The sequence below is a fragment of the Telluria sp. ZB4P34 genome (assembly GCF_059686055.1).
Genome location: NZ_JCASIF010000011.1, coordinates 118,698 through 142,580, shown reverse-complemented (window position 1 = coordinate 142,580; position 23,883 = coordinate 118,698). Strand labels below are relative to the sequence as shown.

General features: G+C 66.0%; 21 protein-coding genes. 10 read left to right on the top strand and 11 right to left on the bottom strand.

Translation table 11 applies throughout. The features are described from left to right. The first annotated feature begins 151 nt into the window (after nucleotides 1-151). A complete protein-coding gene (locus AC56KL_RS17570; RefSeq protein ID WP_497181458.1) occupies nucleotides 152-637 on the top strand; it encodes a hypothetical protein in 486 nt (161 codons plus the stop codon). Nucleotides 638-753: 116 nt separating this feature from the next. On the opposite strand, the gene AC56KL_RS17565 is transcribed toward AC56KL_RS17570, so the two are convergent. Then, nucleotides 754-2,256, bottom strand: a complete 1,503-nt coding sequence (locus AC56KL_RS17565) for a leucyl aminopeptidase (protein ID WP_497181457.1) — start codon at nucleotides 2,254-2,256, stop codon at nucleotides 754-756. A 100-nt stretch (nucleotides 2,257-2,356) separates the two neighbouring features. On the opposite strand from AC56KL_RS17565, the gene lptF reads away from it, so the two are divergent. The 4 genes from lptF to AC56KL_RS17545 all read left to right on the top strand — a co-directional run bounded on the left by lptF (nucleotide 2,357) and on the right by AC56KL_RS17545 (nucleotide 7,424). Beyond that, the gene (gene lptF / locus AC56KL_RS17560; protein WP_497181456.1) at nucleotides 2,357-3,526 is read left to right on the top strand and encodes an LPS export ABC transporter permease LptF; all 1,170 of its coding nucleotides are present in this window, start codon (nucleotides 2,357-2,359) and stop codon (nucleotides 3,524-3,526) included. Continuing rightward, nucleotides 3,523-4,707 carry an LPS export ABC transporter permease LptG gene (gene lptG, locus AC56KL_RS17555; RefSeq protein WP_497181455.1) on the top strand — a complete coding sequence of 395 codons (1,185 nt, stop codon included), beginning with the start codon at nucleotides 3,523-3,525 and terminating at the stop codon, nucleotides 4,705-4,707. Before lptF ends, lptG begins: the two co-directional genes overlap by 4 nt. A gap of 11 nt (nucleotides 4,708-4,718) precedes the next feature. Beyond that, nucleotides 4,719-5,087: a sirohydrochlorin chelatase gene (locus tag AC56KL_RS17550; protein ID WP_497181454.1), complete on the top strand. Its 369-nt coding sequence runs from the start codon at nucleotides 4,719-4,721 to the stop codon at nucleotides 5,085-5,087. 213 nt (nucleotides 5,088-5,300) lie between these two features. Beyond that, nucleotides 5,301-7,424 (top strand): DUF4214 domain-containing protein, encoded by a 2,124-nt coding sequence (locus AC56KL_RS17545; protein ID WP_497181453.1) that lies wholly within the window; start codon nucleotides 5,301-5,303, stop codon nucleotides 7,422-7,424. Between the two features lie 105 nt (nucleotides 7,425-7,529). Here AC56KL_RS17545 and cobA read toward each other — a convergent pair whose 3' ends face one another. From cobA to AC56KL_RS17515, 6 genes are read right to left on the bottom strand one after another with little or no spacing between them, the layout of a single operon-like run. After that, nucleotides 7,530-8,255: a uroporphyrinogen-III C-methyltransferase gene (cobA, locus tag AC56KL_RS17540; RefSeq protein ID WP_497181452.1), complete on the bottom strand. Its 726-nt coding sequence runs from the start codon at nucleotides 8,253-8,255 to the stop codon at nucleotides 7,530-7,532. A 14-nt stretch (nucleotides 8,256-8,269) separates the two neighbouring features. Beyond that, on the bottom strand, nucleotides 8,270-9,589 hold the full coding sequence (locus tag AC56KL_RS17535) for a sulfate adenylyltransferase subunit 1 (protein WP_497181451.1): 1,320 nt from the start codon (nucleotides 9,587-9,589) through the stop codon (nucleotides 8,270-8,272). Continuing rightward, nucleotides 9,589-10,527 (bottom strand): sulfate adenylyltransferase subunit CysD, encoded by a 939-nt coding sequence (gene cysD, locus AC56KL_RS17530; RefSeq protein WP_497181450.1) that lies wholly within the window; start codon nucleotides 10,525-10,527, stop codon nucleotides 9,589-9,591. Before cysD ends, AC56KL_RS17535 begins: the two co-directional genes overlap by 1 nt. Before the next feature lie 29 nt (nucleotides 10,528-10,556). After that, nucleotides 10,557-11,291, bottom strand: coding sequence for a phosphoadenylyl-sulfate reductase (locus tag AC56KL_RS17525; RefSeq protein ID WP_497181449.1), 735 nt, complete (start codon nucleotides 11,289-11,291; stop codon nucleotides 10,557-10,559). Nucleotides 11,292-11,301: 10 nt separating this feature from the next. Further along, nucleotides 11,302-11,865, bottom strand: coding sequence for a DUF934 domain-containing protein (locus AC56KL_RS17520; protein ID WP_497181448.1), 564 nt, complete (start codon nucleotides 11,863-11,865; stop codon nucleotides 11,302-11,304). Next, nucleotides 11,858-13,546: a nitrite/sulfite reductase gene (locus tag AC56KL_RS17515; protein WP_497181447.1), complete on the bottom strand. Its 1,689-nt coding sequence runs from the start codon at nucleotides 13,544-13,546 to the stop codon at nucleotides 11,858-11,860. The genes AC56KL_RS17520 and AC56KL_RS17515 overlap by 8 nt, the downstream gene beginning before the upstream one ends. 179 nt (nucleotides 13,547-13,725) lie before the next feature. Between AC56KL_RS17515 and AC56KL_RS17510 the strand changes: the two genes are divergently transcribed. The 5 genes from AC56KL_RS17510 (at nucleotide 13,726) to AC56KL_RS17490 (ending at nucleotide 17,857) form a co-directional block, all read left to right on the top strand. Then, nucleotides 13,726-14,664 carry a CysB family HTH-type transcriptional regulator gene (locus tag AC56KL_RS17510; RefSeq protein ID WP_497181446.1) on the top strand — a complete coding sequence of 313 codons (939 nt, stop codon included), beginning with the start codon at nucleotides 13,726-13,728 and terminating at the stop codon, nucleotides 14,662-14,664. A 29-nt stretch (nucleotides 14,665-14,693) separates the two neighbouring features. Then, nucleotides 14,694-15,353: a class I SAM-dependent methyltransferase gene (locus tag AC56KL_RS17505; RefSeq protein ID WP_497181445.1), complete on the top strand. Its 660-nt coding sequence runs from the start codon at nucleotides 14,694-14,696 to the stop codon at nucleotides 15,351-15,353. Nucleotides 15,354-15,599: 246 nt separating this feature from the next. Continuing rightward, nucleotides 15,600-16,811 (top strand): hypothetical protein, encoded by a 1,212-nt coding sequence (locus tag AC56KL_RS17500; RefSeq protein ID WP_497181444.1) that lies wholly within the window; start codon nucleotides 15,600-15,602, stop codon nucleotides 16,809-16,811. Between the two features lie 95 nt (nucleotides 16,812-16,906). Beyond that, the gene (locus AC56KL_RS17495; protein ID WP_497181443.1) at nucleotides 16,907-17,407 is read left to right on the top strand and encodes a hypothetical protein; all 501 of its coding nucleotides are present in this window, start codon (nucleotides 16,907-16,909) and stop codon (nucleotides 17,405-17,407) included. Nucleotides 17,408-17,590: 183 nt separating this feature from the next. After that, nucleotides 17,591-17,857 (top strand): hypothetical protein, encoded by a 267-nt coding sequence (locus AC56KL_RS17490; protein WP_497181442.1) that lies wholly within the window; start codon nucleotides 17,591-17,593, stop codon nucleotides 17,855-17,857. Between the two features lie 103 nt (nucleotides 17,858-17,960). Here the strand turns inward: AC56KL_RS17490 and AC56KL_RS17485 are convergent, their stop codons facing one another. From AC56KL_RS17485 to AC56KL_RS17470, 4 genes are all read right to left on the bottom strand, one after another. Next, nucleotides 17,961-20,054, bottom strand: a complete 2,094-nt coding sequence (locus tag AC56KL_RS17485; protein ID WP_497181441.1) for a catalase — start codon at nucleotides 20,052-20,054, stop codon at nucleotides 17,961-17,963. 187 nt (nucleotides 20,055-20,241) lie between these two features. Continuing rightward, on the bottom strand, nucleotides 20,242-21,459 hold the full coding sequence (gene nhaA / locus AC56KL_RS17480) for a Na+/H+ antiporter NhaA (protein ID WP_497181440.1): 1,218 nt from the start codon (nucleotides 21,457-21,459) through the stop codon (nucleotides 20,242-20,244). Nucleotides 21,460-21,662: 203 nt separating this feature from the next. After that, nucleotides 21,663-23,156 (bottom strand): alanine/glycine:cation symporter family protein, encoded by a 1,494-nt coding sequence (locus AC56KL_RS17475; protein ID WP_497181439.1) that lies wholly within the window; start codon nucleotides 23,154-23,156, stop codon nucleotides 21,663-21,665. Nucleotides 23,157-23,395: 239 nt separating this feature from the next. Continuing rightward, nucleotides 23,396-23,812, bottom strand: a complete 417-nt coding sequence (locus AC56KL_RS17470) for a DUF2141 domain-containing protein (protein WP_497181438.1) — start codon at nucleotides 23,810-23,812, stop codon at nucleotides 23,396-23,398. Nucleotides 23,813-23,883 lie beyond the last annotated feature (71 nt).

The following is a 23,883-nucleotide window of genomic DNA, read 5'->3' as shown; positions in this document are numbered from 1 at the left end:
GTCGCAGCAAAGAAAATGTCCGCTCAAAAGCGCGTTAGCTCGCGCTAACCTGGGCAACCAAGCGGACATTTCAACTTTGCCAGAAGCGGACATTTCAACTTTGCCTTTACACACCCTTCAGCATTTGCTTCCCCTTGCCGTTAACGAGGGCATGAAGCACAACCTGGCGGGTTCCATGTCGCATTCTTCCTCTCGTTTTCCTGCATTCCTGCTGGCCTTGCCGCTCCTGCTGGGCGGTTGCGCCACGCTGTCCGATGCTCCCCAACAGCAGCAGGTCGAACTGCACGCCGTGCTCGACTACCAGGAAGTCGGCGGGGTGGGGTGCGTGCTCACCAACGACCTGGGGCGCTGGTTCGTGGTGGCGCCGGGGCGGGTCACGATTTCGCGCAGCGCCGCGCCGCTGGTGGTCAGTTGCAAGAAAGCGGGCGCCGGCATGGCGCAGGAAGCTTTTGGATCGCGCCCGGATGCGCTGGGCCTGATGGGCAACGTGGTCATCAGCGCCGGGATGGGCTTCGCGGTGGACCGCTGGTCGGGCGCGAGCTGGTCGTATCCGGCCAACCTGACGGTCTTGATGACGCCGGCGCAGGCGCGCCAGGAAGTCGCCGCTCACCAGCGGGTGGAATCCACGGTGTTCTGAACGGCTCGCACCGCCGTTAACGCGACAGCCCCGCAAGCGGGGCTGTTGTTATTGGTGAAATAATATTTCACCATGGCTCCACGGTGAAAGAATATTTCACCGTAAAGGAGGCTCCATCAGACGCGGTTCATCAGGAAGGTGGTCAGGAGCGGCACCGGACGGCCGGTGGCGCCCTTGGCCGCGCCCGACTTCCAGGCGGTGCCGGCGATGTCCAGGTGGGCCCAGGTGTACTTGCGGGTGAAGTTCTCCAGGAAGCAGGCCGCCGTGATCGAGGCCGCGCCCGGGCTGCCGATGTTGGCCAGGTCGGCGAAGTTCGACTTCAGCTGCTCGTTGTAGTTCTCGCCCAGCGGGAAGCGCCATGCCACGTCGCCGGCCTGCTTGCCGGCGTCCAGCAGTTCCTGCGCCAGTGCGTCGTGCGCGTCGTCGTGGCGGGTGAACAGGCCGCTGGTGTGGTGGCCCAGGGCCACGATGCAGGCGCCGGTGAGCGTGGCGATGTCGACCACGGCGGCCGGCTTGAAGCGCTCGGCGTAGGTGAGGGCGTCGCACAGGATCAGGCGGCCTTCGGCGTCGGTGTTCAGGATCTCGATGGTGAGACCGTTCATCGAGGTCACGATGTCGCCCGGCCTGGAGGCGCGGCCCGACGGCATGTTCTCGCAGGCGGCCACGATGCCGATCACGTTCAGCTTCAGGCCCATCTCGCCGATGGCGCGGAAGGTGCCCAGCACCGAGCCGGCGCCACACATGTCGTACTTCATCTCGTCCATGTTCGGGCCCGGCTTGATCGAGATGCCGCCGGAATCGAAGGTGATGCCCTTGCCGACCAGGACCACCGGCGCATCCTTCTTGTTGCCGCCCATGTGCTTCAGCACGATGAACTTGGGCGCTTCGTCGCTGCCCTTGGCCACCGCCAGGTAACTGCCCATCTTCAGCGCCTCGAGCTGCTTGCGCTCCAGCACTTCGATGTCGAAGCCAAACTGGTCGGCCAATTGGCGCGCGGTATTGGCCAGGTAGGTCGGGGTGCAGACGTTGGGCGACAGGTTGCCCAGTTCCTTGGTCAGCGCCATGCCGTTCGAGATCGCGACGGCCTGGGCCAGCGTGCCCTTGAGCTGGGTGGCGGCATTTGCTGCGTCGGCGGCGATGACGATCTTGCGCACGCTGGCGACGGCCGGATCCTTCTTGCTCTTCTGCGTATCCGTTCTGTGTTCGGTCTCGTTGGCCGCGATCACAAGTGCGCGGACCGCCCAGTTGACGTCGCGGTCTTTCACATCCGCCAGCGGGAATGCGATAATGGCATCCTGGCTGCCGAGGGTGCCGAATACCTTGAGGCTTGCAGCGACCGCCGTGCTGTAGCTCTTTTCGCTCAGTGCCTCGCTCGTGCCCATGCCCACCAGCAGCACGCGCGCCGCGGCCACGCCATTCACGCCGCGCAGCAGCAGGGTCGAACCGGCCTTGCCGCTGATGTCGCCGGACTTGACCGCCGCCGTGATCTCGCCGCTGGCATCCAGTGCCTTGGCAGCCTGGGACAGCTGCTTGTTTTCGAACACTGCCACGGCCAGGACGCCTGCTTTTGCGGCGGCCAGGGTGTTCTTGGTGTCGAATGCTTTTATGCTAAAGTCCATTTTTTTGGTTCTCCGTTTCGTGATGTTGCGGCGCTGAGCACTAAGCGGCGGTGGTTTTTCTACCACCATGCCTAACCTGCAATTATAGCTAGTTTATTGAATGATCTTTCGACGCGCCCTGCAACGTGAACTGGCCAGCTCCGCCGGCGCCACCTTTACGGTACTGTTCACGATCCTGGTCACCTGGACCCTGATCCGGGTCCTCGGCAGCGCTGCCGGCGGCAAGGTCGATTCGAGCGACGTGCTTGCCCTGATCGGCTTTGCGATCCTGAATTATCTGCCAACCATCCTGACCCTCACCACCTTTATTTCGGTACTGGCCGCCGTCACGCGCAGCTACCGCGATTCCGAGATGGTCGTGTGGTTCGCATCGGGCATGTCGCTGAGCCGCTGGATCCGCCCGGTCCTGAGTTTTGGCCTGCCGATCATGGTGGTGGTGGCCGCGCTGTCGCTGGTGGTGTCGCCCTGGGCCGCCCTCAAGCGCATCGAATTCGTCGAACGCTTCCAGAAGCGCGAAGATCTCAAGCGCGTCGCGCCCGGCCAGTTCCGCGAGTCCTCGTCGAGCGAGCGCGTGTTCTTCGTGGAGCGCTCCACCACCGGCGCCACCGTGGTGCAGAACGTGTTCGTCAATTCGCAGGACGAGAATGGCACCTCGGTCGTGGTGGCCAAGGAAGGCGTGATCGAAACCGACCCGAATGGCGGCCAGTACCTCGTGCTCAGCAACGGACGGCGCTACCAGGGCACGCCGGGGCAGGCCGACTTCCAGTCGATGGAGTTCGAGCGCTACAAGATGCGGGTCGCCACCAAGGCCCCGGTGCTCGGCACCGACACGCCCAGCAACGCGCTTCCCACCTCGGTGCTGCTGCAGCACGATAACCAGTACACGAATGCGGAACTGCTGGGGCGGATCTCGGCGCCGATCATCTGCCTGGTGCTGATGCTGCTGGCGATCCCGCTCGGCTTCGTCAACCCGCGCGCGGGCAGTTCCGCCAACATGATCCTCGCGCTGCTGATCTTCTTCACCTACCTGAACCTGAACAAGATGATGGAGAACAGCGTCAAGCGCGCCAAGCTCGCATTCGAGGTCGCCTGGTGGCCGCTGCACCTGGCGGCCGCGCTCACGGTGCTGGCGCTGTTCTTCTGGCGCCTGAACGTGAACCACCGCTGGCATCCGCTGGCGCTGCTGGGCGCCTGGAAGCGGCGCCGCATGGCGCACGCGAAGCCAGCCCCGGCCGCCCTGCAGGCCCAGGCGAAGGCGGAGGCGGAATGACGGTCCTGCAGCGTTACTTCGCGGTCAACATCGCGCAGGCGGTCGCCTTCGTGCTGGTTGCCTTCCTCGCCCTGATCTCGTTCATGGACCTGACCGGCGAATTGCCCTCGGTGGGCAAGGGCGGCTACGAATTCCAGCATGCGCTGGTCTACGTGCTGCTGCTGGTGCCCGGCAACGTCTACCAGGTGATGCCGGTGGCGGCCCTGATCGGCACCATCTACACGATGGCGCAGTTCGCATCCAGCTCCGAATTCACCATCATGCGGGCATCGATGATGTCGACGCGCATGGCGGCCGCGATGGTGTTCAAGGTCGGCCTGGTGTTCGTCCTGATTACCTTCGTGTTCGGCGAACTGATCACCCCGCGCACGGCGCCGCTGGCCGAGCGGGTGCGCCTGGCGGCCAAGGGCTCGACCCTGTCGGCCGAGTTCCGCTCCGGGATGTGGACCAAGGACAGCATCCATACCGACGGCATCAAGGGCCCGGTCATCGGCACGCGCTTCTTCAACGTGCGCCAGATCCGCCCCGACGGGCAGCTGGTCGACGTGCGCCTGTTCGAATTCGACGCCAACATGCGCATGCGCGCCCTGATCAACGCGCGCGGCGGCGCCTACCTCGGCAACAACACCTGGCGCCTCACCGGGGTCACCGAAACGCTGTTCTCCAACAGCCGCATGCTGCCCGCGCCGGGCAGCCCGGTGCCGCAGGGGCAGTCGATCGCCGCCACCTTCGGCCAGGACACCGCCGCCGTCGCGACCCGCAAGCTCGACTCGCTCGATCTCGCGTCCGAGATCACGCCCAAGATCCTGTCGGTGTCGCGTTCCGACCCCGAACGCATGTCGGCCAACGAGCTGGCCGTCTACACCCGCCACCTGGCCGAGAACCGCCAGGAGACCGACCGCTTCAAGGTGGCGTTCTGGAAGAAGCTCATCGATCCGCTGTCGATCATGGTCCTGATGGCGATCGCGCTGCCCTTCGCCTACCTGCACACGCGCAGCGGCGGCGTGAGCCTCAAGATCTTCGTGGGCATCATGATCGGCGTAAGCTTCCTGCTGCTCAATGCCCTGTTTTCCCACCTCGGCGTGCTGACCGCGCTGCCGGCCTTCTTCACCGCGGCCGCGCCCAGCCTGCTGTTCCTGCTGCTGGCGATCGGCGCCCTGTGGTGGGTCGAGCGCCACTGACGAAAGCTCCCATGACCCGTGCCCTTGTCCTGTTCGCCCACGGCGCCCGCGCGCAATCCTGGGCCGCCCCCTTCGAGCGCCTGCGCGATAGCGCGCAGGCGCGCCTGCCCGGCATGCGGGTGCTGCTCGCCTTCCTCGAACTGATGGAGCCGCGGCTGCCCGACGCGGTCGCGGCGCTGGCGGCCGAGGGCGTGACGGACATGACCGTGGTGCCGGTGTTCCTGGGGCAGGGCGGCCACCTGCTGCGCGACCTGCCGCTGCTGGCCGAGGGCATCCGCGCCGCCCATCCCGGCCTGCGCCTGCAGATCGCCGGCGCCGTCGGCGAAGACCCGGCCGTGCAGGCTGCCATGACCGATTACTGCATCCGCTCGCTGGGCTGAATGCCATCCTTGAAACATGACTGGACAAGGCGGCAAGAACCTTGTCAGGCATGCTATACTCCTCGCCAATTTTCTTGTCGGGAATCTCATAATTTGTTGGATTTGTGTCATATTGCTGATGGGAATTTAATTTTCCCGTGGGAAAAACAGTTGGCGTAGGGCATCATATTCAGGATCCAGCGCATCTCGCGCCGGACCGAATCTGACCCTCCCATGAGCACCGACATCGACTACGCCCCGGTTGGCATCATCGACGACCGCGACATCCTGCTGACCAGCCTGCGCACCGGCGACACCGCCGCCATCCTGACCCCGATCGACTTCGGCCTCCTGACCAGCGGCCGCTGGGTGATCGATGCGCAGTCGGTGCCGGGGCTGTTCGCCATCGTCTACAACCCCGCCACCGACACCTCGGCCAGGCTGGTGGTGGCCAACGCCGCCCTGATGCCGGAACCCGGCACGCCCGTCACCGTCACCGCCCACTATTACGACCGCCACCAGATCGACTACTACGGCAACCCGCTGCCTGGCCGCGGCTTTGCCGAGACCCTGGTATACACGGTCGAAGCGGGCGCCACCCGCGCGCTGGAGGATTTCGGTCCGGAAGCCGTGCTTGCCGGCGCCGGCGAGGGCGCCAGAGCGGCGCTGGCGACACTGGACGACGGCGGCATTGCCGCTGTCTGGCAGGGGGCGGACAATGCGATCTGGGCCCAGCTGATGGACGCCGCCGGCACCGCGCGCGCCGGCGCGTTTGCCCTGACGCCGGCCGCCGACGGCATCGCCGAAGGCCAGCCTGCGGTGGCGGCCCTGCCGGGCGGCCGTTTCGTGACCGCGTACACCACCACGGTGGACGGCCAGCCGCGCATTGCCTACCGCATCGCCGACGGCAAGGCCGCGCCGGGCGCGCAGCTGCTGGCCGACGCGGCGTCCAGCCTCGACGCCGCCATGCCGGACGTCGCGGTCCTGCGCGACGGCAGCATCGCCATCGCCTGGCGTGCCGGCGGCCAGGTCCATGTGCGCGTGCTGGATGCCTCCGGGAATCCGCTCGGGAGCGAGCAGGTGTACGGTACGCTCGGCACCGCCTTCGACCCGGCCATCACGGCCACCGGCAGCGGCTATACCGTGACCTGGGGCGAGATCGGCGACGGCAACATCCATGCGGCGGCACAGGGCGGCGCGGCCACGATCGTCAGCGGCGACGGCCTGGCGGCCAGCATCGGCACCGGGGCGCCGCGGCCGAGCATCGCCACCCTGGCTGACGGCGGCTACGTCATCGCCTGGGACAGCTATGCCAACGAGCCTTTCGGCTTCACGATGAGCGACATCTTCTTCCAGCGCTTCGACGCCTTGGGGAACAGGGTCGGCGCCGTCACCCAGGCCAACATCGACAGCGGGGGCGCGCGCTTCAATGCATCCGTCAGCGCCCTGTCCGACGGCGGCTTCGTGGTGGCCTGGCAGTCGGACAGCGGCGACTTCGAGGGCAACGGCGTGTTCGGCCGGCGCTTCGATGCGGACGGCAGGGGTCTCGACGGGCGCGAATTCGCCATCAACGAGGCCCGCGCCGGCGACCAGGCCAGTCCGGTCCTGAGCGCGCTTGGCGGCGGCGGCTTCGCGGCTGCCTGGATCGACACCTCCGGGAGCGGCGCGGTGCAGGTCGAGATGCGCGTCCTGGCTGGCGAGGCAGGGTCTTCCGGCGGCGCCGGTTCGATCAGCGACAGCGGCAACCAGCAGCTGGTGGTGAACCCGCCGCCCATCGTTCCCGCCGTGCCGGAAGAGCGCATCGTGGGCCAGGCGGGCGTGGACACGGTGAACTACGCCGGCCTGCGCAGCCAGTTCACGGTGCAGCGGGGCGCGACGGAAACCACCGTGCTCGACAAGCTTGGCGCCGGCGGCAAGGACGCCCTGGTCGACGTCGAACGCATCGCCTTCAGCGACGTCTCCGTGGCGCTCGACATCGACGGCACCGCCGGCCAGGCCTACCGCCTGTACCAGGCGGCCTTCAACCGCGCGCCGGACAAGGAGGGCATCGGCTACTGGATCGGGATGATGGATGCGGGCGTGACGCTGGAACAGGTAGCGGCGGGCTTCACCGCGAGCGCCGAGTTCAGACGCATGTACGGCGGCGTGCCGGGCGACGAGCTGTTCGTCGAGCTCCTGTATTACAACGTGCTGCACCGGAGCGCCGAGGGCGCCGGCCGCGATTACTGGATCAAGGCGCTGGGCGAGCTGAACATGCCGCGCGAGCAGGTGCTGGCCTATTTCAGCGAGAGCGCCGAGAACCAGGCGCAGGTGATCGCCGCCATCGGGAACGGGATCGAGTTCACACCCTGGGGGTGAGGAATCGCGTAGGGTGGTCGGCTCCGCCGACCGCGCGTTCAGCCAGTATCGGCGCCGTGGCAAATCATCCGTAAGTTGACCGCGCGGTCGGCCGAGCCGACCACCCTACGACTGATGCTCCCGCCTGGCGAGCGCCTCGCCCAGCATCACCAATACCGGCCCGTGCCCGGGCTCCAGGCCGTTGGCCAGGTCCGACAGGCTCAGGCGCAGGATGCGCTCGTCCGCCCGGCTGCAGTTTTCTACCACCACCACCGGCAGATCCGGCCTCCGTCCTTCCGCCAGCAGGCGCTCGGCGGTGGCAGCGGCTTCGCGTCCGCCCATGTACTGGACCAGGGTATCGGTCTCGGGCAGGGCCGGATGGTCCGGCTGGTCGGGTGCCGTGCTCGAGGTAAAAAAGGCGACGCTGCGCGCCACGCCGCGCTTGGTCAGCGGCTGCTTGCTCGCCGCCGCCGCGGCGACCGCGGTGGTGATGCCGGGGACGATCTCGACCTCGACGCCAGCCGCTTCCAGCGCGCGCAACTCTTCGTCGGCGCGCCCGAACAGCATCGGGTCGCCGCCCTTGAGGCGCACGATGCGCCGGAACTTCGCGGCGCACTCGACCAGTTGCTCGTTGATCAGGGCCTGGGCGGTGGAGCGCTGGCCCGAGCGCTTGCCGACCGAAATCAGTTCGGCCTGGCGGCACAAGTCCAGCATCTCGGGGGTGACGAGGGCGTCGTAGAGCACGACGTCGGCCTGCGCCAGCAGGCGCGCTCCACGCACGGTAATCAGGTCGGCGGCGCCGGGCCCGGCTCCTACCAGATAGACTTTGCCCAGTGCCCCAGGACCTCCCATGCGTGCTCCTTCGCTTATTGATCCAGTCGGATCATACCCGCAGCAACGGTCTGGTGGGTGACTTCGTCGATCAGGATGAAGGCGCCAGTGGCGCGGTTGTCCGCATAGGCGTCGGCCGCCAGCGGCTGCTGGACGGTGAGCTGGACGGTGGCGATGTCGTTCAGCTTCAGGCCTTCGGACGCATGACGCTGCTGCGTGTTGACATCCAGGATGCTGTCGACCCCCTTGAGCTTGGCCGCGGTCTGTCGGGTGCCGTGCTTGATCCAGTACTTGCGGCGCATGTCGAGTGGCTCGTCCGACATCCAGCACACATCCGCTACCACCTGCTTCAGCTGGGTCGCCGGCTGCTCGGCGCTGGCGAGCATGTCGCCGCGCGAGATGTCCAGGTATTCGTTCAGCAGCAGGGTGACCGACTGGCCGGCCACGGCCGATTGCAGGGGGCCGTCGAAGGTGACGATCTCCCTGACGCTGGCCTGCTGGCCCGAAGGCTGGACGACCAGCCTGTCGCCGACCGAGACCTTGCCCGATTCGATGCGCCCCATGTAGCCGCGGAAGTCGTTCGCTTCGTGGCCGTTGTGGCGCGCCACCAGCTGCACCGGGAAGCGGAAGGGAGCGGCGTGCGATTCGTCGTAGACCGACAGGCCTTCCAGCAGCTCGATCAGGGTCGGGCCTTCGTACCACGGCATGTTTTCCGAGGCGAGCACCACGTTGTCGCCGCTGAGCGCCGACAGCGGGATCGCGGTGACGTCCTTCAGGCCGAGCGATTGCGCGAATTCGCCGTAGGCGGCGACGATGCGCTCGTACACGGCCTGGTCGTAGTTGACCAGGTCCATCTTGTTGATGGCCACGATCACGTGCTCGATCTGCAGCAGCCTGGCGATGGTCGAGTGGCGCTTGGTCTGCACCAGGAGCTCCACGCCGCCATCTTCACGCAGTTTTACTTTCGAGACATCCACCAGGATGATCACGGCGTCCGCGGTCGAGGCGCCGGTCACCATGTTGCGGGTGTACTGCTCGTGGCCCGGGGTGTCGGCGATGATGAACTTGCGCTTCGGCGTGGCGAAGTAGCGGTAGGCCACGTCGATGGTGATGCCCTGCTCGCGTTCGGCTTCGAGGCCGTCGGTCAGCAGCGACAGGTCGATGCTGTCGCCCACGGTGCGCTTGTGCTTCGAGCGCGAGACGGCGGCCAGCTGGTCGGCGAAGATGCCCTTGCTGTCGAACAGCAGGCGGCCGATCAGGGTGCTCTTGCCGTCGTCGACGGAACCCGCGGTGATGAAGCGCAGCATCCCGCTTTGATTCAGGTTGTCGAAGGAAGTGTCAATGCGGGCGTTCATCAGAAATATCCTTGCTTCTTGCGTTTTTCCATCGAGGCTTCGGAGGTCTGGTCGTCCATCCGGGTCGCGCCGCGTTCGGTCACGTCGGTGACGGCCGTCTCGGCGATGATGTTCTCCACGGTGCTCGCGCCTGAGGCCACCGGGCAGGTGCAGGAGATGTCGCCCACGGTGCGGAAGCGCACGGTGCGGGTCTCGACCGTTTCGCCTTCGCGGGCCGGGGTCAGGGGCGTGAGCGGCACCAGCAGGCCGTTGCGCGGGATCACCTGGCGCTCGTGCGCGAAGTAGATCGCGGGCAGGGCCAGCTTCTCGCGGGCGATATACTGCCACACGTCCAGCTCGGTCCAGTTCGAGATCGGGAACACGCGCATGTTCTCACCCGGGTGGACGCGGGTGTTATACAGGTCCCACAGTTCCGGACGCTGGGCCTTCGGGTCCCACTGTCCGAACTCGTCGCGGAAGGAGAAGATGCGCTCCTTGGCGCGCGCCTTTTCCTCGTCGCGCCTGGCGCCGCCGATGCAGGCGTCGAAGCCGTGTTCGGCAATGGTCTCCAGCAGGGTCACGGCCTGGGCGGCGTTGCGCGAGTCGGTGGCAGGGTGTCGCAGGCGCACCGTGCCGCGCTTGATCGACTCCTCGACCGAGCCGACGATCAGGCGCTCGCCCAGTTCCGCCACACGGGCGTCGCGGAAGGCGATCACTTCGTCGAAGTTGTGGCCGGTGTCGATGTGCACCAGCGGGAAAGGGAATTTACCCGGGCGGAAAGCCTTCTCGGCCAGGCGCAGCAGGACAACCGAATCCTTCCCGCCCGAAAACAGCAGGGCAGGGTTGCTGCATTCGGCCGCCACCTCGCGCAGGATGTGGATGGCCTCGGATTCGAGGGCGTCGAGGTGGCGCGCATTCACGTCGGTGAGGACGCCCGGGTTGTCGAATACTGTCGTCATGTTGTTTTTGCCTTTGAGTGGCCGCGTCATCAAACTGAGGCCGCCACGGATTTGATGCGAATGAGTTTGCCGTCGACCACGTGCAGGCCGCATTCCTTCGATTCGGGGTTTTCCCACCACCAGCGGCCGGCGCGTACGTCCTCGCCCGGCTGGACCGCACGGGTGCAGGGCTCGCAGCCGATCGACGGATAGCCGCGCTCGTGCAGGGCGTTGTACGGCACGTCATGACTGCGCAGGTAGTCCCACACGTTGTCCTCCGACCAGTCGGCCAGCGGGTTGAACTTCTGCAGGCCGTGCGCGGCGTCGTCTTCCTGCACGGCCAGCTCGGCGCGGGTGGTCGACTGCGAACGGCGCTGGCCGGTGATCCAGGCCTTGTTTCCGGCCAGGGCGCGCCCCAAGGGCTCGACCTTGCGCACGCGGCAGCATTCCTTGCGCATCTCGACGCTGTCGTAGAAGGCGTTCAGGCCGTTCTGCGCCACATAGGCCTCGACCGCGTCAGGCTGCGGCCTGAACAGGGCAATCTCGTAGCCATAGGTCTCGCGCACCCGGTTCAGCATGTCCAGGGTCTCGGCATGCAGGCGGCCGGTCTCGAGCGAGAAGATCCCGATCGGCAGCCGCGCTTTCAGGATCAGGTCGGTCAAGACCATGTCTTCGGCTGCCAGGCTCGACGCGAACACGGCCGGCGAGAAGTCGCGGGCGATGCGCGCCAGGATGGCTTGCGTTTCCTCGACGCGGCGCTGTAGTTGCAACTTCGGGTCGCTCATGACAGGATCCTCAAATGCCAGCGCCGATGTCGGTCAGTTCCGGCGGCGTACCGCGCGGCACGCGGCGGAACAGCGGCAGCGTCTGGTCCACGGAAGCCTGGTAGGTTTCCGAGAACACGGTGAGGCCCTTGAGCGCGTCGACGATGCTGCGGTCCTGGCGGGTAGCGAAGGCATCGAAACCGACGCGCGACAGGGGCCATAGCTGGTCGCGCAGCACGTCGCCGATGGCGCGCAGCTCGCCGGTATAGGCCAGGCGCTTGCGCAGGTTGAAGGCGGTCGAGTAGCCGCGGCCGTCCGAGAACTTCGGGAAGTCCACGGCGATGACACCAAAGCGTGACAGGTCGTCCTTGATGGCCGTAGCCTGCTCGTCCGGGGCCAGCCAGACGCCGATCTCGGCGCGGCCGCTCAGCGCCGCGCGCTGCGCCTGCCACACGCCCAGCGGCACGATGAACTTGCCTTCGGGGATCTCGACGGTTTCGGGGGCTTCGCCCTCGACGAGCCGCAGCACGCTCCAGTCGTCCTCGACCACTTCGCGGTGCTTGATGATCTGCTTGTGCAGCACGACATTAGGCATAGTGATCTTCCCCAAGCGGTTCGCCCGCCTTGATCGGCGTGGCATAGACATGTTCCTTGAACGGCGTGATGCCGAGGCGCTGCACGGTGTCGACGAAGCGTTCGCCCTCGAAGCGCTCGCGCACATAGACCTCGAGCAGGCGGCCGACCACTTCCGGCATCTGCAGTGCCGAGAAGGACGGGCCGATGATCTTGCCGATCGCCGAGTTGTTACCCTGCGAGCCGCCGATCGACACCTGGTACCACTCGCTGCCGTCCTTGTCGACGCCGAGGATGCCGATGGCGCCCACGTGGTGGTGGCCGCAGGCGTTGATGCAGCCCGAGATGTTCAGTTCGATGTCGCCGATGTCGTGCTGGAAGTCGAGGTTGTCGAAACGCTCGGCAATCGCCGCCGCGATCGGAATCGACTTGGCATTCGCCAGCGAGCAGAAGTCGCCGCCCGGGCAGGCGATGATGTCGGTCAGCAGGCCGATGTTCGGCGTCGCCAGGCCCTTGGCCTTGGCCAGCTGCCACAGCGCGAACAGTGTCGATTGCTCGACGTCGGCCAGCACCAGGTTCTGCTCGTGGGTCACGCGCAGTTCGCCGAAGCTGTACTTGTCCGCCAGGTCGGCCACGAAGTCCATCTGCTCGGCGGTGGCGTCGCCCGGCGGCACGCCGGTCTTCTTCAGGGACAGCAGCACGGCGGCATAGCCCGGCACCTTGTGCGGCTTGACGTTGCGGTTGACCCAGTTGGCAAAGGCCCGGTTGTCGGGGTGGGCGGCGGTCGGGTCGATATCGTCCAGTTGCGCATAGCCGTGCGGCTGGAACCACTGGGCGACGCGGTCGAATTCTTCCTGGGTGAGTGTTTCGGGGCCATCCTTCAGGTCGGCCCACTCGGCTTCGACCTGGCGGGTGAATTCCTCCACGCCCATGGCCTTGAGCAGGATCTTGATGCGGGCCTTGTACTTGTTGTCGCGGCGGCCGTGCTGGTTGTACACGCGCATCACGGCTTCGGTATAGGTCAGCAGGTGCTGCCACGGCAGGAAGTCGCGGATCACGGAACCGAGGATCGGGGTGCGGCCCATGCCGCCGCCGGCCATGAACTTGAAACCGACTTCGCCCGCTTCGTTCTTGACGAGCGTCAGGCCGATGTCGTGGATGGCGATCGCGGCGCGGTCCTCGACGGCGCCGTTGATCGCCACCTTGAATTTACGGGGCAGGGCGATGAATTCGGGGTGGAAGGTGCTCCACTGGCGCAGGATCTCGGCAAAGGGACGCGGATCGATGATCTCGTCTGCGGCCACGCCGGCAAATTCGTCGGTGGTGATGTTGCGGATGCAGTTGCCCGAGGTCTGGATGGCGTGCATCTCGACCGAGGCCAGGTCTTCCAGGATCTGCGGGGTTTGCTCCAGCTCAATCCAGTTGTACTGGATGTTCTGGCGGGTGGTGAAATGGCCGTAACCGCGATCGTACTTGCGGGCAATATGAGCGAACATACGCATTTGTACCGAGGAAAGCAGGCCATAGGGCACGGCCACGCGCAGCATGTAGGCATGGCGCTGCATGTACAGGCCGTTCTGGAGGCGCAGGGGCAGGAATTCTTCTTCAAGCAGCTCACCGTTCAGGCGGCGTTCCACCTGGCTGCGGTACTGTGCGATGCGTTCGCGCACGATGAGATGGTCGTAGTGATCGTAGCGGTACATGGTCTCGTCCTTGGGGGTAGACCAGTACAAACATTGTCCACCCGATAAATGATGGACCAAGTGTAGGGCCCTGCGCTTATATTCCAAACTACGGAGATTTTATTTGCTTATATGCGTAACATGAATAAGCATCTTAAAATGTCGTCTGCTGACACAATCACAAGAACCCACCCTATTTCATGAATCTTCACCAGCTGCGCTTCGTGCGCGAAGCCGTCCGCCAGAACTACAACCTGACCGATGCGGCCAAGGCGCTGTTTACCTCCCAGCCGGGGGTCTCGAAAGCCATCATCGAACTCGAGGAAGAGCTCGGCGTCGACATCTTCACCCGTCACGGCAAGCGTATCCGCGGGCTCACCGAGCCGGGCCGGCTGGTGCTGCAGTCGGTGGAACTGATCATGCAGGAGATCGACAGCCTCAAGCGCATCGGCAAGGAATACGCCGCCCATGACAGCGGCAGCTTCACCATCGCCACTACCCATACCCAGGCGCGCTACATGCTGCCGAAGGTGGTGCAGGCCTTCATGCAGAAGTTCCCGAAGGTGCGATTGTCCTTATTGCAAGGAAACCCGAAGCAGATCGCCGACATGGTCAAGAACGACCAGGCCGACCTGGCCATCGCCACCGAATCGATCGCCACCGTCGACGGCCTGATCACGCTGCCCTGCTACCAGTGGGAGCACGTGCTGGTGCTGCCGCCCGAACACCCGCTGCTGCGCTCGAAAGCCGTATCGCTGGAAGAGATCGCCGGCTACCCGGTCATCACCTACGACGCCGCCTTTGCCGGCCGCAGCAAGATCGACCATGCCTTCGGGCTGCGCAGCCTGAAACCCGACGTGCTGCTGGAAGCCATCGACGCCGACGTCATCAAGACCTATGTCGAGCTGGGCATGGGCGTGGGCATCATTGCCGGCATGGCCTTCGATCCGGAACGCGACCGCAACCTGCGCTCGATCCCGGTCGGCCACCTGTTCGGCATGAACACCTCGCGCGTGGCCGTCAAGCAGGGCGCCTACCTGCGCAGCTATCTCTACACTTTCATCGAACTGCTCGCCCCGACGCTCAACCGCAAAATGGTCGAGTCCGCCATGCGCGGCGGCGAGAATTACGAGCTTTAACAGCGACGCACCGTAATAAAGGAAACACCATGAACACCAATCCTGTCGCCGACTTCTACACGGCGATCGCCGACCACTACGACGCCCAGTTCCACGACGAGAGCGACGAAGACCGCCAGGACGACCTCGACGACGTCGCCGAGCAGGTCGCGGACCTGATGCGCGGGCATACTGTACTCGAGCTCGGCTGCGGCACCGGCTACTTCACCGACGTGATCGCCGAGACGGCGCAATCCGTGCTGGCCACCGATATCAGTGAAGCGATGCTGAACGTGGCGCGCGAGCATGGAGAAGGTCTGGAGAACGTGCAATACCGCGTGGTCGACGCGCTGAACCTGCCCACCGACCTCGGCAAATTCACCGCCGTGTTCGCCGGCTTCCTGTGGTCGCATTTCAAGCGGGAGCAGCAGGACGCCTTCCTGGTCGGCCTGCGCGCCCGGATCGGCTCGAACGCACTGCTGGTGCTGATCGACGACGAGTATGTCGAAGGCGCGAGCCCGACGGTCGCGCGCACCGACGCGGAAGGCAATACCTGGGCCCAGTTCGTCGATGCGGACGGCAAGCGCCATGAGCTGCCCAAGAACTACCCGACCGACAGCGCGCTGCGCAAGCGCCTCGGCACGGCGGTGCGCGAAATCAAGATCGGGCGCTGGGATAGTTGCTGGGCGCTGACCTGCCGTCTCAAGTGATGCTGGGGTCCTGACCGGCTTTTCCTGTCAGTAGAAAAACCGGCGGACCGGCGCAGGCCGGCGTCCGCGCTCCTGCCTCGCGGCCGCCTTCCGGCCCGGCGCTTGCCCATCTTTCGGGCGATGTGCCGGTGCTGACCTCCTCATATCCACCCAGCATAATCTGGCGTCCACGGGCCGGGCAGGTCCCCACATCGCCTCGTGGCGCCGGTATACTCGATCGATCGGTTCGTAAAACCTGGAGGAGACATGGCTCGCCGATTCGTGCTTGGTAGCTTGCTGTGCTGCGTCGCGTGCTGGAGCCCTGTGGCGCCGGCCGGCGAGCCTCTCGTCGTCCGCAGCGAAGCGCAATTGCAGGCGGTGCTGGCATCGGGCCAGCCGAGCCCGCTCGATGCCTTGACGCCCTATGGCAAGCGCAGCTTCCTGCGTTCGCTGACCTGGCGCGAACGCGGACTCGGCGGTTTCGGCACGCGCGAGATGCTGCGTGAACTCGATGCCGGACAAATCGATGCGCTCGCCGCTTTCATTGACAGCAGCACGTATTCGCCGGCGCGGGGCAGGGATCTTTCCGGTCCTCCGCTGCGATTGTCCGACCCGTCTCCGGAAATCGAACGGCGCTTCGTGCAGTTCGACCGGTTCTGGAAGGAGCGCGCGGATGGCCGCCTTGAGGCGGCCGCCCTGTCGACCGTGGCCGACACCTCCGACGTGGAACGTCGCTACGTGGCCTTGTTCGGCGAACGGATGGAAGAGGCAAGGCTGCGCAAGCTGCCGGTGGGTGACCTGCCGGTGCTGTTCGACGCAGCCACCCTTGCCAGCGGCAACGGTCGTTTCGCGCCGGCTGTCCAACACCAGCACCTTGTCTATCGCGAGATGCAGCGGCGCGGCCTCGATACCCGTCGCGGCATCGACGAGACGATGCTCGACGGGCTGCTGGCGGCACGCGCGTTCGTGCAGGCCAAGGCCTTTGCCGCTGCAAAGCCGCATCTTGCGCGCTGGACCATACCGACCATCCAGGATGCGCTGGGACCGGATTTTACCGGCCGCAGCGTCTACCGCTACGACGCGCGCATGCAGACGCTGGTCCGTGAAGCCCTGCCGCCTCCAGCCGGTCTCGAACTGGTAATGGTCGTCGACGCAGGCTGCCACTTCTCGGCCGATGCGCTGGCCGTGCTGCGCCAGGATGGCGCATTCCGGGAGCGCCTTCTGGGCGCGAACCTGAAGCTGGTGACGCCGCCGCGGTCCTCGATTGCCTACCGTTTTGTCGAGGAGTGGAATGCGGCCGAGCCCTCGATCCCGATGCGCATTCCCTACCATGCGCGCGAATGGCAGGCGATCGATGTCGCCGGCGTGCCGGAATTCCACGTGCTGAAGGACGGCAGGCTCGTGTCCAAGCTCAGCGGCTGGCCGCCGGAAGGCAACCGGGCAGCCGTGCTGGCGCTGCTCGACAGCGCGGGCAAGTGAGCGTCGACGATGCCGCGCTGCATACGTGGCGACACGGCCATGCGAGGCCTACTACAGTCGAGTGACCAAGACCACGTTTCCAGGAGCTCGACAACATGCATTTTCGCGACCTGCTTTCCTCCGTACTGATCGGCGCCGTCGCCAGCGCGCGCTCGATGACGCCCATGGCGACCATTGCCACGGCACGCCTGGCCAAGCGCGAAACGCCGGGTCAACTGTTCCTGCTCGATCGCCCGCTGTTCAAATACGGCGCCCTGGCGATGGGAGCGGGCGAACTGTTCGGCGACAAGATGAAAAACGCGCCCGACCGCACCGTCTTCCTGGGGCTGCTGGCGCGGGTCATGAGCGCGGGCATCGCCGGTGCGGCGCTGGCGCCGCGTGGCCGCGAAAAGGCCGGCGCGGCCATCGCGGTCGCCACCGCCGTGCCGCTGGCCTACCTGACACTGGCCGGCCGCAAGCAGGCGATGGCCAGGATCGGCCAGACCCGCAGCGGCCTGATCGAGGACGCGCTGGTCGTCGCCGCGGGCAGCGCCATCGTGGCCCTGTCGACCCATGGACGGCCGCAGCACTTGGCCAGTCCCGTGCACGGGGCCTGATTCCAGGCACGGTCTCTCCCTGGTTCGGCGGGCGTCATGCTTTCCGTCGGAACGGCACTGCAGGATGATGTCGCATTCGAATGCACTTGCCGAACAACACAACGTCGCCAGGCCGGTCGCATCGGTGGAGACCGGGCGCCTGTTCGCGGGTAGAATCCAGCTTCGACAATGGAGAGGCAAGCGATGAAACGAACCGACCTGGCAAAAAGCGATGCGAAGAAATTGATGAACCACATGACGGCGAAAGCGGCCAGCTTCGGCGCCGCCGGCACGACGCCGGCGCCCGACCGCCGCGAGCAGCGTGAACGTGACCGGGCGCTGGGCCTGGTGCCCTTCGCCGTCAAGCTCAATGGCGAGCTGGTGCAGCAACTGCAAACGCTGAGCAAGGAAGGTGGTGTCGAGCTCAACGAGCTGGTCGCCGACCTGCTGCAAAAAGGACTGTCCGCCTGAACACCCAGGCAGGGCCGGTGGAAAAACGCTGGCCCGGGCCCGGTGGGCGAACCGGAAGGGCGGGGCGGACGCCGGTTTGCGCCGGCGGCCGCCCCGCCTCCGTTCAGGGCAGCATGCGCACCGAGGATTCCCGCGTCCACAGCCGCTTGCCGGCAGCAGCGACAAAGTCGCGGGCACCGGATGCGGCCATGACGCCGGCATCGGGCTTCACGCCGGCCGCCTGCAGCAGGCCTGCCGCGCCGGCGTCGTGCGCGATCGCCTTCAGGTGGCCGTAGGCATCGCGCACGAAGTCGACCGCCGCCGACTCGCCCGCTAATTTGCCGGCCCCTTCCTCGGACAGCACCAGCGCCACCGCATCGAACAGCACCGACGGCGTGCCGGCCAGCTGGCCGTCCGCCGCCAGCCAGTTACCGTTGTTCAGGCGGGCTCCCCCCACTTTCGGCGCGATCAGCTTGACGCTGGCGCCGGCAGCCTGCGCCGCCTCGCGCAAGGCCTGGATGGCGGCCGCGTCGGACCCTTCCGCAAACAGGATGCCGATGCTCCGGCCTTCCGGCGATCCCGTCATCTTGCCGATGAGCTGCAGTGCGGGCGAAGGAGGCAGGTCGCGGACGGGTGCGGCGGCCGGCGGCGCCGGCGGCAGCTCGGCCATGCCGAGGCCGTCGGCGACGCGTGCCGCCAGCGCGGCGTCGATGTGGCGCAGGTGGCCGACCATCGCCTCGCGAATATGCACGTGCTCGACCTTGGACAGCTCGAATACCAGTGCCGACGCCAGGTGGGCCTGTTCCAGGTCGGTCTGGCTGATGTAGAACTGGCGCGCCTGGCTGTAATGGTCCGCGAAACTCTCGGGCCTCAGCCGCCCCTTGTTGCCGGCGTCGGCCGGCGTGGCATGGCTGCGGAAGCCGCGCGCATGGTCTTCGCGTGCGGAGTTCGGATCGAGCGAACTCGGTTCGTAGCTGACGCGGCCCTTCGGCACCTGCATCTGCATGTGGCCGTCGCGCTGGTGGTTGGCGAACGGGCACTTGGGCGCATTGATGGGCAACTGGTGGAAGTTGGGCGAGTTGTGGCGCAGGATCTGCGTGTCGAGGTAGGAGAACAGGCGGCCCTGCAGCAGCGGATCGTTGCTGAAATCGATGCCCGGCACGACATTGGCCGGGCAGTAGGCGACCTGCTCGGTTTCGGCGAAGAAGTTATCCGGGTTTCTGTCGAGCACCATCCGGCCAACCACGGTCAGCGGCACCAGCTCTTCCGGGATCAGCTTGGTGGCATCCAGATGGTCGAAGGGGAAGCCGTCGGCCTGCTCCTGCGTAAACAGCTGGACTGCCAGCTCCCATTCGGGAAACTTGCCGGCCTCGATCGCTTCGTACAGGTCGCGCCGATGGTAATCCTGGTCCGCCCCGGCGACCTTGACGGCCTCGTCCCAGATATGGGCCTGCACGCCCAGCTTGGGGCGCCAATGGAACTTGACGAAGGTCGACTCTCCCTTGTCGTTGACCAGCCGGAAGCTGTGCACGCCGAAGCCTTCCATCATGCGCAGGGAGCGCGGGATGGTGCGGTCCGACATGGCCCACATGATCATGTGCATGGATTCCGGTGTGAGCGAGATGAAATCCCAGAAGGTGTCATGGGCGGCGGTCGCCTGCGGATAACCGCGGTCCGGTTCCATCTTCACGGCGTGCACCAGGTCGGGGAATTTCATGGCGTCCTGGATGAAGAACACCGGGATGTTGTTGCCCACCAGGTCCCAGTTGCCTTCCTGGGTATAGAACTTCACCGCGAAACCGCGCGCGTCGCGCGGCGTGTCGATCGAACCGCGGCCCCCCACCACCGTGGACAGGCGGGTGAATACCGGTGTGCGCACGCCGACTTCGCTCAGCACGCGCGCCATCGTGTAGTCGCCCAGGGAATGGGTCAGTTCGAAATAGCCGTGCGCGCCGGCGCCGCGGGCGTGGACGATGCGTTCGGGGATGCGCTCGTGATCGAAGTGCATCATCTTTTCCCGGAAGATGAAGTCCTCCAGCAAGGTCGGTCCGCGCGCACCGGCCGGCCTCAGGGAGTTCTGGTTATCGGCGATCGGCACGCCCTGGTTGGTGGTGAGGGATGGGTGGCCGCCGCCGGCGGGCTGGTGCAGCTCGCCGCCCTGGCCGGTGTCGGCCGGGGCGGAGGATGCCTGCTGCTGGTTTGCTTGGTTGTCGCTCATACGTGTCTCCTTGGTGTCCAGGTGGGGAGCGGGCATGCTGGGTGCATGCCCCCGGAGGTACATCGATTCGCCGTCAAGCACGGCAAGGCGATTGGGGCCATGAGCCCGCGCGCCGCGAACAGCGGCAGGATGCGGGAGCGTCATTCCCCGGGCCGGCGCGCGCACGCACCGGCCGCTTGCTCTGGACTCAGCGCGCGGCGTCGGGCGCTTCGTAGTCCATGGTATCGGTGTCGGTATCCGTGGCCAGCGGCGCGCCCAGCAGCTTCAGCCAGACGAAGCCGGCGACGCCCGCCAGCAGGGACGCGACCAGGATCGCCATCTTGGAGGCGTTGATGGTCTCGTTCGCACCCACGAATGCCAGGTTGGTGATGAAGATCGACATCGTGAAGCCGATCCCGCCCAGCAGGCCGGCGCCGAGGATATGGCGCCACGCCAGGTCCAGCGGCAGGCGGCACAGGCCGAGCGCCACGGCCGCGAAGCTGAACAAGAAGATGCCCAGCGGCTTGCCCGCGACCAGGCCGGCGATGATGCCCATGCTGTTCGGGCTCAGGAGCTCCATGGCCCAGCCGGCGCCAATGATGATGCCGGTATTCGCCAGCGCGAAGATCGGCAGGATCAGGAAGGTCACCGGCTTGTGCAGGGTATGCTCGAGCCGGTGCGAGGGCGACGCGGCGTCGTCCTCGCTGCTGGAGTAGGGGATCGCGAATGCCAGCAGCACGCCGGCGATGGTCGCATGCACGCCGGATTTGAGCATCAGGAACCACATCAGTGCGCCGCCGACGAGATAGGGCAGCAGCGCCAGCACGCGCCACACGCGGTTCATCGCCGCCAGGGCGGCGAATACGGCCAGCGCGCCCACCAGGTAGAGGAAGGCCAGATCGGCGGTATAGAACACCGCGATCACGATGATGGCGCCCAGGTCGTCCATCACGGCCAGCGCCGTCAGGAAGATCTTCAGCGACGCCGGTATCCGGCTGCCCAGCAGGGCGAGTACGCCGAGGGCGAAGGCGATGTCGGTCGCCATCGGTATGCCGACCCCGGCCTGGGTGGCGGTGCCGCCGTTCAGGCCGAAGTGGATCAATGCCGGCACGGCGATGCCGCCCGCCGCCGCCAGCATCGGCAGCATGGCGTTTCTCAGGTCGGACAGTTCACCGTTGTAGAGCTCGCGCTTGAGTTCGAGGCCGATCAGCAGGAAGAAGATGGCCATCAGCGCATCGTTGACCCAGTGCTCGATGCTCAGGCCGAGGACATACTGTTGCCAGAAGCCGATGTAGGCAGGTCCGAAGTAGGAATTGGCGACGCCGAGGGACACCAGCGTGCACAGGATCAGGATGACGCCGCCGGCCTTGCTCGACTCGGTGAATTCCTTGAAAGTCTGCGAGAGAGGACGCTCGATGCGGATCATGCGGTCCTCCAGGCATGGTGGCGTGGAGCGGGGGAAGCGGGGGTGAAGCCGGGAATGCAGGTCATAGGGGCGCGGATAAGCCGCGTGGCGGCCCGACCAGCGCGTATCCCTGTCGTACCCGGATTGGTACGAACACCCGTGGAGAAGTATAGCAGCAATGACAAGCGGCCGCAGCGCGCGAGGCGCGGCCGCTCGTCGTGACCTCAGCCGATCGTCTCGGTCGAGACCGTGCCGCCGGCCGCCTTGCCCTGCTGGGCCTGGGCCAGGGCGTTGCGCTGTTCCCAGTAATCGGCATTCTTGATGCCCAGCGCCACCGGGTCGAAGACCGGGTCCTTGCCCTGGGCTTTCTGCGCTTCGTAGTCGCGCAGGCACTTGAAGGCCACGTTGCGCATCAGGAGGATGGCGATGATGTTCAGCCAGGCCATCAGGCCCACGCCCAGGTCGCCCAGCGCCCAGGCCGCGTCGGCGGTGCGGACGGTGCCGTAGAAGGTGGCGGCGATGATGCCCAGCTTCAGCACGAATGCCATCCAGGGACGGCTGGTGGCGCGGTTGATGTAGGCGATATTGGTTTCGGCGATGTAGTAGTAGGCCACGATCGTCGTGAAGGCGAAGAACACCAGGGCGATGGCGACGAACAGGGAGCCGAAGCCCGGCATGATGTTTTCCAGCGCCGTCTGGACATAGCCTGGGCCGGCTGCGACACCCTGGATGCCGGTAAACATCGGCGAGCCGTCCGGCGCCTGCACGTTGTACTGGCCGGTGATCAGGAGCATGAAGGCGGTGGCCGAGCACACGAACAGGGTGTCGACGTAGACCGAGAAGCCTTGCACCAGGCCCTGCTTGGCCGGGTGGCTCACTTCCGCCGCCGACGAGGCATGCGGTCCGGTGCCCTGGCCGGCTTCGTTCGAATACACGCCGCGCTTGACGCCCCACTGGATCGCCATGCCGATGATGGCGCCGAAGGCGGCGTCCATGCCGAAGGCCGAGGTGAAGATGAGGCTCAGCACGCCCGGCAGCTGGTCGATGTGCAGGGCCACGACGATGCAGGCGACCACGATGTAGCCGAGCGCCATGAAGGGCACGACGAATTCGGCGAAGGTGGCGATGCGCTTGACGCCGCCGAAGATGATGAAGGCCAGCGCGATCGACAGCAGTGCGCCGGTCACCGTGGTATTGACGCCGGTGGCGGTCTTCAGGCTTTCGGCGATCGCATTGGCCTGCACGCCCGGCAGCAGCAGGCCGGTGGCCAGGATGGTCACGAAGGCGAACAGCAGGGCGTACCACTTCACGCCCAGGCCCTTCTCGATGTAGAAGGCGGGGCCGCCGCGGTATTGATTGTTGATTGATTCCTTGTACACCTGGCCCAGCGTGGATTCGACGAAGGCCGAGCTGGCCCCGAGGAAGGCCACCATCCACATCCAGAACACCGCGCCGGGACCGCCGAAGGTGATGGCGGTGGCGACGCCGGCGATGTTGCCGGTACCGACGCGCCCGGCCAGTGTCATGGTGAGCGCCTGGAAGGACGAGACGCCCTGGTCGGAACTTTTCCCTTCCATCATCAGGCGCGTCATCTCGCGCACGTGGCGCAGCTGCAGGAAGCGCGAACGGATGGAAAAATACAGGCCGGCGCCAAGGCATAGCGCGATCAGCGCCGTGCTCCAGACGTAGCCGTTGATGGTGTTGACCAACTCATTCATTACATGATCCCCGTGGCAAGCGATCGCAGGCCTCCGGCGGCCTGCGCTGTGTTATCGATCATGGCCGGAAACGCCGCCCGGCCTCTTGTGGTTTGCAAAGATACCGGAAGAGTTGCCTGATTCCTACCCTTATTTTCCTTGTCACCCGATCGGCCCCGTTATCGTGCGCCGCAGCATGGCCTGCCGGCCCTGGCTGCTCCCTGCCGGGGCGGCCGGGCACGCTTTCGGTGCGCCTGCCCTCAGTGCAGGCGCACCGGCGCGACCGTGGTTCCTTCCTTGACCTCGATGGCCGCGTCGTCGAATTCGGGCGGACCGAAGCGTCCGGCGGCATCGCGGCTGAAACCGTAGTTTTCCATGGGGATGCCGAGGAAACTGCGGTCGAGCTCGCCGTTCTCGTTCTCGTCATGGTAGACCAGCACGGCCCAGGTGCCGGCCGGGATGTCGCGCAAGGCAATCACGACATTGCCTGCCCTGGCAGGCACCGAGGCGCTGTAGGCGCACTGCTTGAGGAAGCGCGCCCGGTCGCACACGGCGACATGCACCTTGCCCTTGCCGCCGGTAATGTTCGACACCCGCACCTCGACCGTGGCCGATGAGGCGGACGCTGCCGCCAGCAGCAGGGCGCCGCAGAACAGGGCGGTGATTACATGACGCATGGATGTCCTTTCGTTGATGGAGAAGTCTGTACCGCCGCTGTACCGCGCCGGCATGCGTGCGGCAGGCATGC